The 9,525-nt window shown below is 69.4% G+C and carries 10 protein-coding genes; 7 read left to right on the top strand and 3 right to left on the bottom strand.

Annotated elements, in window-relative coordinates; all coding sequences use genetic code 11:
• The first annotated feature begins 132 nt into the window (after positions 1-132).
• Genes AC6LKG_RS26020 through AC6LKG_RS26010 form a run of 3 tightly spaced genes read left to right on the top strand, consistent with a single transcriptional unit; the run spans position 133 to position 3,133 of the window.
• Positions 133-1,146 carry a Bug family tripartite tricarboxylate transporter substrate binding protein gene (locus AC6LKG_RS26020; protein ID WP_498169780.1) on the top strand — a complete coding sequence of 338 codons (1,014 nt, stop codon included), beginning with the start codon at positions 133-135 and terminating at the stop codon, positions 1,144-1,146.
• Between the two features lie 13 nt (positions 1,147-1,159).
• Positions 1,160-2,095 carry a hydroxyacid dehydrogenase gene (locus AC6LKG_RS26015; protein WP_498169777.1) on the top strand — a complete coding sequence of 312 codons (936 nt, stop codon included), beginning with the start codon at positions 1,160-1,162 and terminating at the stop codon, positions 2,093-2,095.
• Positions 2,096-2,125: 30 nt separating this feature from the next.
• Positions 2,126-3,133, top strand: a complete 1,008-nt coding sequence (locus AC6LKG_RS26010; protein WP_498169776.1) for an Ldh family oxidoreductase — start codon at positions 2,126-2,128, stop codon at positions 3,131-3,133.
• Between the two features lie 375 nt (positions 3,134-3,508).
• Here AC6LKG_RS26010 and AC6LKG_RS26005 read toward each other — a convergent pair whose 3' ends face one another.
• Positions 3,509-4,408, bottom strand: coding sequence for an AEC family transporter (locus tag AC6LKG_RS26005; protein WP_498169774.1), 900 nt, complete (start codon positions 4,406-4,408; stop codon positions 3,509-3,511).
• Positions 4,409-4,525: 117 nt separating this feature from the next.
• Here AC6LKG_RS26005 and AC6LKG_RS26000 point away from each other — a divergent pair, with 117 nt between their 5' ends.
• Positions 4,526-4,777 carry a LuxR C-terminal-related transcriptional regulator gene (locus AC6LKG_RS26000; protein WP_498169784.1) on the top strand — a complete coding sequence of 84 codons (252 nt, stop codon included), beginning with the start codon at positions 4,526-4,528 and terminating at the stop codon, positions 4,775-4,777.
• On the opposite strand, the gene AC6LKG_RS25995 is transcribed toward AC6LKG_RS26000, so the two are convergent.
• Complete coding sequence (locus AC6LKG_RS25995; protein ID WP_498169773.1) at positions 4,767-5,306, bottom strand: hypothetical protein; 540 nt, start codon at positions 5,304-5,306, stop codon at positions 4,767-4,769. The two genes, AC6LKG_RS26000 and AC6LKG_RS25995, sit on opposite strands and share 11 nt — an antisense overlap.
• Before the next feature lie 60 nt (positions 5,307-5,366).
• Between AC6LKG_RS25995 and AC6LKG_RS25990 the strand changes: the two genes are divergently transcribed.
• From AC6LKG_RS25990 to AC6LKG_RS25980, 3 genes are read left to right on the top strand one after another with little or no spacing between them, the layout of a single operon-like run.
• On the top strand, positions 5,367-6,260 hold the full coding sequence (locus AC6LKG_RS25990) for an alpha/beta hydrolase (protein WP_498169771.1): 894 nt from the start codon (positions 5,367-5,369) through the stop codon (positions 6,258-6,260).
• Positions 6,261-6,292: 32 nt separating this feature from the next.
• Positions 6,293-7,864, top strand: a complete 1,572-nt coding sequence (gshA, locus tag AC6LKG_RS25985) for a glutamate--cysteine ligase (protein ID WP_498169769.1) — start codon at positions 6,293-6,295, stop codon at positions 7,862-7,864.
• 38 nt (positions 7,865-7,902) lie between these two features.
• Positions 7,903-8,424: a lipocalin family protein gene (locus AC6LKG_RS25980; protein WP_498169767.1), complete on the top strand. Its 522-nt coding sequence runs from the start codon at positions 7,903-7,905 to the stop codon at positions 8,422-8,424.
• 79 nt (positions 8,425-8,503) lie between these two features.
• Here the strand turns inward: AC6LKG_RS25980 and AC6LKG_RS25975 are convergent, their stop codons facing one another.
• Positions 8,504-9,448 (bottom strand): M14 family metallopeptidase, encoded by a 945-nt coding sequence (locus AC6LKG_RS25975; protein WP_498169782.1) that lies wholly within the window; start codon positions 9,446-9,448, stop codon positions 8,504-8,506.
• Positions 9,449-9,525 lie beyond the last annotated feature (77 nt).

The raw sequence follows: 9,525 nt of genomic DNA, 5'->3' as shown, positions 1-9,525 counted from the left end.
CCATGCGCGCCGGCCGTCCCCCGCAGTTCCTCGCAGCACACGCACAAAAGCATGCAGACCCGGGCGCACGCCGCCACGGCAGCACAGGCGTAAGCATTCCTACCCGGGCGCCACCCCCAAGGAGGAAGACACATGAATCGCGAGCAAAATCCCCCCGTCGACGACGCCCAGCGCCGCCGCCTGCTGGCCGCATTGGGCGCCGCCGGCATCTGTACGCTGGCCCCATGGCAGCGGGTGTTGGCGCAGAAAGGCGCCTGGCCGGACCGTCCCATCAGCTACGTCGTGCCCTTCCCCCCCGGCGGTCTCACCGACGTGGCGGCGCGCCAGGTCGGCAAGGCGCTCAATGACGCCGAGCAATGGAACATCGTGATCGAGAACCGCCCCGGCGGCAGCGCCAACATCGGCGCGGCCCATGTTTCGCATGCCGCGCCCGATGGCTATACCTGGCTGGCCATCACCCTGTCGCATGCCGCCAACGCCACCCTGTTCGCCGGCAAGGCCGGCTACGATCTGACCCGCGACCTGACGCCGGTGGCCGGATTGGCGTCTTCCCCCATCATGGTCGTGGTCAACGCCAAGAGCTCGATCAAGAGCATGGCCGACCTGGCCCGCGCGGCCGCCGCAAAACCCCTGGCGGCGGGCTCCAGCGGCAACGGAACGCCGCCGCACCTGACCCTGGCGCTGTACCAGAAACTGACCGGCACGCCGCTGATGCATGTGCCCTACAAAGGCGGCGCGCCCTCATTGACCGACCTGATCGGCGGCCACCTGGACGTGGTGTTCTCGAACTATCCCGAATCCCTGTCGCACGTGAAGAACGGATCGTTGCGGGCGCTGGCCATCACGACCCGGGAACGCAGCCGGGACCTGCCCGACGTGCCCACCGTGGCGCAGGCCGGCCTGCCGGACCTGATCGTGGAGAATTTCACCGGCGTCATGGCGCCCGCCAACACACCGCCGGAACTGGTGCAGCGCATCGGCGGCGCCATCGTCAAACAGATTTCTCAGCCCGCCATGCAGCAGGCCCTGCAACAACTGGGCTTCGTGCCGCAACCGCGTGGACCGGCGGAATTCGGCACTTATCTGCGATCCGAGGTCGACCGCTGGGCCAAGATCATCCACGACGCCAACATCCAGATCGCCTGACGCCGGAGCCGCCATGCACGTGCTTATCTCTGAATTCATGGACGCGCCCGCGGTCGACGTCCTGCGGCAACGCTTCGACGTGCGCTACGCGCCCGAACTGGTGGATCAGCGCAATGCCCTGTTGCAGGCCGCCGGCCAGGCCGACGCCCTGATCGTGCGCAACCGCAGTCAGGTCGACGCCACGCTGCTGGCGGCGGCCCCGCGCTTGCGCGCGGTCGGCCGGCTGGGCGTGGGGCTGGACAACATCGACCTGCCCGGCTGCGCCGCGCGCGGCATCCAGGTGGTGCCGGCCACCGGCGCCAACGCGCGCGCGGTGGCCGAATACGTCATCGGCACGCTGCTGGCGCTGCTGCGGGGCGCCTATGCCGCCAGTGCCGAGGTGGCGGACGGACAGTGGCCGCGCACGGCCTTGTCGCAAGGCCTGGAGGCGCATGGCCGCACCCTGGGCGTGGTCGGCTTCGGCGGCATCGGCCAGTTGACCGCGCGGCTCGCGGCCGGACTGGGCATGCGCATCGCCGCCTGCGACGCGGCCTTGCCCGCGGACCATCCCGCCTGGGCCGAAACCGGGGCGACGCGGTTGGAACTGGACGACCTGCTGGCCCAGGCCGATGCCGTCACCCTGCACGTGCCGCTGACCGCCGGCACCCGCCACTTGCTGGACGCAGCCCGCATCGCCCGCATGCGGCCGGGCGCGGTGCTGATCAACACGTCGCGCGGCGGCATCGTCGACGAGGCCGCGCTGGCGGCGGCCTTGCGCGGCGGCCACCTGGGCGGCGCGGCGCTGGACGTGTTCGAGCAGGAACCGTTGCCCGCCGGCGGCCCGCTGGCCGGCGCGCCCAACCTGATCCTGACCCCGCACATCGCCGGCCTGACGCGGGAAGCCAACACCCGCGTTTCCGACATGGTGGCCGCCGGTGTGACAATAGCGCTTACCGGCGGCGCCCAATGAAACGCGGCGCGCCTCGCTGACAGGAAGGATATGGCTCACATCTATCTGGACGAACTCCAACACCTGGCCGCGGCCAGCCTGGCCGCCGCGGGCGCCAACCCGGCCATGGCCGACAGCACCGCGCGCGCGCTGGTCTTCGCCGAAAGCCAGGGGCTCAGTTCCCACGGCCTGTCGCGCGTGCCGTTCTACGCCGGCCACCTGCGCACCGGCCGCGCCATCGGCAACGCCGTGCCGCGCATCGTGCACGAGCGCGGCGGCGCGGCGCTGATCGACGCCGGCTCGGGCCTGGCGTTTCCGGCTTGCGCGCTGGCGGTGGCCGAAGCCGGCCGCCGCGCGCGCGAGCACGGCGTGGCCTTCGTCGGCGTGGCCAACAGCCACCATTTCGGCGAAGCCGGCTACCACCTGGAAGCCCTGGCCGATGCCGGCCTGGTGGCGCTGGCGCTGAGCAACTCGCCCGCCGCCATGCCGGCCTGGGGCGGAAAACGTCCGCTATTTGGCACCAATCCCATCGCCGCCGTCTTTCCGCGGCGCGGCGGCGGCCGCATCGTCATCGACCTGTCCTTGTCGCAGGTGGCGCGCGGCAAGCTGATGATCGCGGCGCGCGACAACCAGCCGATCCCGCTGGGCTGGGCGCTGGACGCCGAAGGCCAGCCCACCACCGATCCCAAGGCCGGCCTGGCCGGCAGCATGCTGCCGGCCGGCGGCGTCAAGGGCGCGATGCTGGCGCTGATCATCGAACTGCTGGCCTGCGCCCTGACCGGCTCGCACTTTGGTTTCGAGACCGAGTCGTTCTTCGTCGACGCGGGCGGCCCGGCGCGGCTGGGGCAGGCCTTCATGGCCATCGACCCGGGCGCGCTGGCCGGCAACGAGGCCTACCTGGAAAGGGTCGAAACCCTGGTGGAAGCCATGCTGCAAGACGATGGCGTGCGCCTGCCCGGCGACCGCCGCCGCAAGCTGCGCGACGAGGCCCTCAAGCATGGGGTGGAGATCCCGGAGGCGCTGATGGCGCAGTTGCGCGCCATGGCGGGCGCGGCCTGATTCCCGGCCAACCACGAAACGCGCGTCCGGCCCCGGCGGCTGGCGCGCCCCCATCCGCAATGAACCACGACGAACTGGCCGGACTCTATGTCGGCGGGCCCCTTCGACTGGCCGCCGCCATGATCCCGGCCCGCATGTCTACACCCAGTCTGAAATGCGGGCCCGGCTCGACGCCCTCCGGCGCGGCGCGTTCCCGCCACGGTCGGAACCCACGGCAATGCCCGCGTTGCGGCGGTTCGATCGTCCCGCCGCCCTGCGCCTGCTGGAACAGGCCTGGCGGCAGCGGATCCACGAACAATTGCGCGACGGGCTGCTGTAGCTGCAGGACACGCGCCGTCCAGCCGGACCGGCGGGTTTGGCGCCTCCGTCCGGTGGCTACGCCCCCCCGTGGCTGAACCAGAGCATCAGCGGCGCCAGCAACAGGAACACCACGGTCGACACCAGCACCGCGCCCGCGGCCGTATCGCCCATTTCGGTATAGCGCTTGGCGTACAGGTAGCTGACCACCGCGCACGGCATGGCCATCTGCAGCGTCAGCGCGCCGGCCAGCACCGGCGCCAGATCCAGGATCCAGACGATCGCCAGGCCCGCGCCCAGTCCGGTCGCCAGGCGCATCAGCGCCACCTTGGCGCCTGCGCGCAGGCCATGGGCCGGAATCAGGGCCAGCGCATGGCCCAGGCTAAGCAGCATCAGGGGCACCGTCACCGCGCCCAGCATGCGCGTGGTCTCGATCAGCCATGCGGGCACCGGGATGTGCAACAGGCGCAAGGCGACCGCTACTACCGACGCCAGCAGGATCGGGCTTTTCCAGCTGCCCCTGGTGTTGACCCCGGGCAGCAGCCGCACCGCGATGGTGTGCATGACGAAGGAATTGATCGCGAAAAACGCCACGGCCACCGACAGGCCTGCATCGCCGAACGCCAGTTGCGAAATCGGCAGTCCCAGGTTGCCGGCGTTGGGCAGGAAGGCCGTCGGCAGCAGCGTGCGCACCGGCAGGCGGCCCAGCTTGAGGAGCGCGGCGCAGGCCAGCGCGCACAGCAGCAGCGCCAGCAGCGTGGCGGCCGCCACGTCGGCCAGCGCGCGGTCGTCCAGGTGGGTGGTGACGAAGGTATGGAACACCAGCGCCGGCGTGGTCACGGACGTGACCAGCGTGGTGATGAAGGCGCCGCCGAACGGCAGGTCGCGCTTGCCCCAGAACACGCCGATGCCGACGCACGACAGCAGGGGCAACATCAGCACAATGGCCGAAAAATAGAACTGCGCGATGGCCACCATCCGTTATTCCGTCAGAGATTCAAAGAGAGATACATGCCGGCATCGTCCATTGCGCCCGAGCCGCCGCGCGCTGGAGCATCGCTTGTCTTTTTCCTGCCCGCCGCCGCCCTCTTCGCCATGCCCGCCAAACCCGCTTTCGCCCTTCCTCCGGCGACCGCCGCCGTCCGGTTATCACCCCGCGAGTCGGCCTCGCTGCACTGGAGCGCCATCGGCAAGACCAGTTGGGAAACCGCCCGCATCCTCGACATCAGCGAAAGCACCGTCAATTTCCACCTGCGCAACGCCTGCCGCAAGCTGCAGGTGCGAGGCCGGCGCGCCGCGGTGGCAACGGCCATCAGGCGCGGGCTGCTGCATTCGATCACGGCTTGACCACGACCGACCTCAGGAACTCCCGCGCGCGCTCTTGCGGCAGGCTGGCCTCGCTGCCCGCCGCCACCGCCTCGATTAGCATGGTGTCCGTGATCCACACCCGCGCCCGCAACCAACCGGGCTTGCCCATGGCCTTGCCCTGCACATCGATATCCTGGCCATAGGGCGGCCATTCGGTAGGCGCCGGCGCCTGCATGTTGACGTACAACGAACGCATCAGCGCCATGCCCAGCGCCTGGCGGGCCACCGGGTCGGCGGCGATCTCGGGCGGCAGCGGCGCCGAACCGATGGCGAACACGGCCTCGCCGACGGTGGCGCTGGCCAGGGTGAAATCCAGCGTATGGGTATCCAGCCGCAACTTGCGGGTCTCGGTCTGCACCCGGTTCGGGAAAGCCGCCCGCACATGGCCATCGGCCACATCGACCTCGCGCCAGTTGTAACGGGGCGAGCAGGCGCTGGCCAGCAGGGCCACCACAAGAATCAGGCCGGCTTTCTTGAACATGAAACGAAACAGCGATGAAATCGTCATTACCGTAAAGACCGACGGTCTTTTCATTTCGAGGACAGCCCCAAATTGTCGCCGATTTCGATGACCCCAGCGCCCGACGGCACTCCCCTGGCCAATTATGTCTGGCCTGCCGCCCCCAATGTACCCGCGCCGCTCTCCGGCCCGGGCAGGCCCGGCATCTATCTGCTGCATGGCCTGAGCGAGCACGCCGGGCGCTATGACCGGCTGGCGCGCTGGCTGGCCGCCCGCGGCTGGACCGTCGGCGCCCATGACCACCGCGGCCATGGCCGCTCGGGCGGGCGCCCCGCCACCCTGGCTCACCAGGAAGACCTGGTGACCGACGCGGTGGCCCGGCTGGCCGACTGGACCGACGCCCAGGGCCGCCCGCCCATCCTGCTGGGCCACAGCCTGGGCGCCCTGGTGGCGGTGCGGATCGCCCTGCGGCGGCTGGCGCCCATCGACGCCCTGGTGCTCAGTTCGCCGCCCTTCGTGGTCAACGTGCCGCCTTGGGTACGCCGCACCCTGACCTGGATGTCGCTGCACGCGCCCGACCTGCGGGTCCCCCACGGCTTGGCGCCGGCCCGCATCTCGCACGACCGCGCGGTGGTCAAGGCGTACCGGTCCGATCCGCTGGTGCGGCGCAGCATGACGGGCCGGCTGGCCCGCTTCGTCGACGAAGGCGGCCGTGAATCGCTGCGCGAAGCACACCTGCTGTCCTGTCGCACCCTGCTGATGGTGGCCGGCGACGACTCGATCGTGGCGGCTGAAGGCAGCCGTCAGTTCGCCCAGCGGGCCCCGGCCGAATTGCTGACATTGCGCTGGTACGACACCGCCTGGCACGAGATTTTCAACGAAACCGCCCCCATCGCCGACCCGGTCTACGCCGACCTGGACGAATGGCTGGCGCGCACCGCCGCGCAATTGTCCCTGTCCCCAGTACAGGCTCCCTCGGCAGAGGAGGCCAGCACCCCGTAAAATCCGGCGACAGACCCCATCGAGAAGATTCCGTGACTGATACCGCCGCCCAACGCCTCTCCCGCCTTGAGGCCAACCGTTCGCTGCTGGCCCAGACCCTGCGAGGCATCGAAAAAGAAGGCCTGCGCGTCGACGAGCAGGGCATCCTGGCCCGCACGCCGCACCCGGCCGGGCTCGGCTCCGCGCTGACCAACGAGCACGTCACCACCGATTATTCCGAATCGCTGCTCGAACTGATCACCGGCACCCACGCCAACGTCGATACGCTGCTGGCCGAACTGACGGCCACGCACCGCCACGTCTACAGCGTGCTCGACCACGAGCTGATCTGGAACCAGTCCATGCCGGCCACGCTGCCGGCCGAAGCCGACATCCCCATCGCCTGGTACGGCACGTCCAACACCGGCATGCTCAAGCACGTATACCGGCGAGGCCTGGCCGAGCGCTACGGCAAGACCATGCAATGCATCGCCGGCGTCCACTACAACTTCTCGCTGCCCGAGGCGCTGTGGCCGGTGCTAGACACCCAGCCCGGCACCGACCAGGAACGGCGCTCGCGCGGCTACATCGGCCTGATCCGCAACTTCACGCGTTATTCCTGGCTGCTGATGTACCTGTTCGGCGCGGCGCCGGCGCTGGCGCGCGACTTCCTGCGCGATGGCGAACACGGCCTGCAACGCCTGGGCGACCACACCTTGTACCTGCCCTACGCCACCAGCCTGCGCATGAGCGACCTGGGCTACCAGAACAAGGCCCAATCGCAACTCAAGCTCTGCTACAACGACCTGGACACCTTCCTCGGCCGCCTGTATGACGCGGTCACGCGGCCCTGGCCCGACTACCAGAAGATCGGCACGCATCGCAACGGCGAATGGATCCAGCTCAACACCAACGTGCTGCAGATCGAAAACGAGTACTACTCCAGCATCCGCCCCAAGCGCGCGACCGGCCGCTGCGAGCGCCCCATCACCGCGCTGGCCGAACGCGGCGTGCAATACGTGGAAGTGCGCTGCCTGGATATCAACCCGGAATCGCCGGTAGGCATCGATGCCGACACCAGCCGCTTCGTCGATGCCTTCCTGCTGTTCTGCGCCGCCGCCGACAGCCCCTTCTTCCCCGCCAACGGCTACTGTCAGCGCAGCGCCGACAACTTCGCCACCGTGGTCAAGGAAGGCCGCAAGCCCGGCCTGCAACTGGATCGCGACGGCCAGCCAATCGACCTGGCGCAGTGGGGCCGCGAACTGCTCGACCAGATCGCGCCCTACGCCGCGCTGTACGACTCGGCCCTGGGCGGCAGCGCCTATGCCGACAGCCTGGCCACGCAACGCGCCAAGCTCGGCCAGCCCGACGCCACGCCGTCCGCGCGCCTGCTCGCCGCGCTTACCGGCAGCGGCGAATCGTTCCACGACTTTTCTCTGCACCAGAGCCGCGCGCATGCGCAAGCCCTGCGGGCCGAGCCGCTGCCGGCCGAGGTCGCGGCCGAATACCGCCAGGCCGCGCTCGACTCCAGCGCCGAACAATTGCGCCTGGAGCAGTCCGACGATGTCGATTTCGATACCTACGTCGCCCGCTATCACGCCGCGCTGAAGGCGCCGCGCAAATAAGGCGTATCGTTAGGGTTTTGGATCAGGAGGCTTTTCCCATGCGCCGCATTGCAACATTACTGTTGGCCGTGGCCGCCAGCGCGGCTGGAATCTCCCACGCCGCGCCGCCGCCCATGCAGACCGTGGCGTCGGTCGACCTCAAGCGCTATGCCGGCAAGTGGTACGAGATCGCGAACTTCCCGATGTTCTTTCAGCGCAACTGCGTGGGCGACACCACCGCCGAATACACGCAGCACCCCGACGGCACCGTCGGGGTGAACAACCGCTGCCGCACCAAGGACGGCGACATCGACTCGGCCTCGGGCACCGCCACCGTGGTCGAGGGCAGCAACAACGCCAAGCTCGAAGTGTCGTTCTTCAAGCCATTCAAGGGCGACTACTGGATCATCGGGCTCGACCCGGATTACCGCTGGGCCGTGGTCGGCACGCCCGACCGCAAATACCTGTGGATCCTGTCGCGTTCGCCGCAACTGCCCAAGGAAGACCTGGACCGCGCCCTGGCGGCCGCGACCGCGCAAGGCTACCAGCTCGACGAGCTGCGCTACACGCCGCAGCAGTGATTGCGGCGGCGCCCCGGGGCGCCCCTGCGGGGCCGCGCTGCCTCGCGATCGACGGCCGCGCGGCGCGCCGGGCGCGTCTTCAACCCGTGTAATCGCGCGCCAGCCGCAGCACCGTCACGCCCGGCTTGAGCTGGCGCAACGACGGCATCACCAGCGTGCAATGGTCATAGGGCGTGACGATCGCCTGCCCGTCGGCCCGGCCGATCTCCGATCCCGCCGTCTCCAGGGTCTCCAGGCCCTGCCAGGGTTGCGAGAAGCGCACGTTCATCGACGGCGCCACCACCGCGTCCGTGACTTCCAGCACGCGCTGCCCGACCGCGTCCGGCAGGCGCCAGCCGGCCGGCACATCGCCCGCATCGACCACGCCCGACTCGACCAGCATGCGCGCCACCATATCCCGGGCCACGCCGCGCGCGGCCGGATCGCCATGAAAGCCGCATTCGATCAGCAACGCGCAGGCTTCGTCGCGCGCCGGATCGCCGAATTGCGCGAAGTCTCGCATGCGCACGCCATCTTTGTGGCCCGCGTCCACGATCACGTGCTGCGGCGCCTTCAGGCGTCGCGCCAAGGCGATGTTGCGCGGCAGGACGCCCGTCAACAACAGCGGCGCGCCCGGTTCGTGCATGGAATGCAGATCCAGCAACCAATCGGCGCGCTCGACCCACGGCCGCAATTGGGCCGCGCGCCGGCGGTCGCTGCTGGTGGGGTTGTCCAATCGGGCGGCGCTCCAGACGCGGTTCATATCCTCGTCCACGAAACGCGAAGCGTCATGGCGCGCCAGGTCGAAGCGGTCGAATGCCGGCAGGTTGCAGAAGGCCAGTGTCAAACGGCCCCGCCGCGGCCTCAGCCCCGCCGCCAGCAGATCCTTCAGCGCCCAGGCGCCGCACAATTCGTTGCCGTGCACCAGCGCCGAAAGCATCAGGGCGCGGCCCGGCACGCCGGAGTCGAAATGCCAGACACCCGGCGTGTCGGTATTGCCCTGGCGCTCGGCGGCGAGGTCGGGAACGGGAAGCGTGAAATCCATGGTGTTGCCTGCGTTGCTGGGGTAAGGGATGATGGAAAAAGTGCGGCTGGACGTGGCGACGGCCGCCAGGAGGCGGC

The sequence above is a fragment of the Achromobacter sp. 46006 genome (assembly GCF_059761975.1).
The sequence above is the reverse complement of the archived record's forward strand: the minus strand, read 5'-3'. Positions and strand labels throughout refer to the sequence as shown.

Excerpts from the sequence above, each read along its gene's own strand:
- AC6LKG_RS25990 (WP_498169771.1), top strand. The coding sequence starts at position 5,367 with ATGACCCCAGCGCCCGACGGCACTCCCCTGGCCAATTATGTCTGGCCT.
- AC6LKG_RS26015 (WP_498169777.1), top strand. The coding sequence starts at position 1,160 with ATGCACGTGCTTATCTCTGAATTCATGGACGCGCCCGCGGTCGACGTC.
- AC6LKG_RS26005 (WP_498169774.1), bottom strand. The coding sequence starts at position 4,408 with ATGGTGGCCATCGCGCAGTTCTATTTTTCGGCCATTGTGCTGATGTTG.
- AC6LKG_RS26010 (WP_498169776.1), top strand. The coding sequence starts at position 2,126 with ATGGCTCACATCTATCTGGACGAACTCCAACACCTGGCCGCGGCCAGC.
- AC6LKG_RS26000 (WP_498169784.1), top strand. The coding sequence starts at position 4,526 with ATGCCCGCCAAACCCGCTTTCGCCCTTCCTCCGGCGACCGCCGCCGTC.
- AC6LKG_RS25975 (WP_498169782.1), bottom strand. The coding sequence starts at position 9,448 with ATGGATTTCACGCTTCCCGTTCCCGACCTCGCCGCCGAGCGCCAGGGC.
- AC6LKG_RS25995 (WP_498169773.1), bottom strand. The coding sequence starts at position 5,306 with ATGACGATTTCATCGCTGTTTCGTTTCATGTTCAAGAAAGCCGGCCTG.
- AC6LKG_RS26020 (WP_498169780.1), top strand. The coding sequence starts at position 133 with ATGAATCGCGAGCAAAATCCCCCCGTCGACGACGCCCAGCGCCGCCGC.
- AC6LKG_RS25980 (WP_498169767.1), top strand. The coding sequence starts at position 7,903 with ATGCGCCGCATTGCAACATTACTGTTGGCCGTGGCCGCCAGCGCGGCT.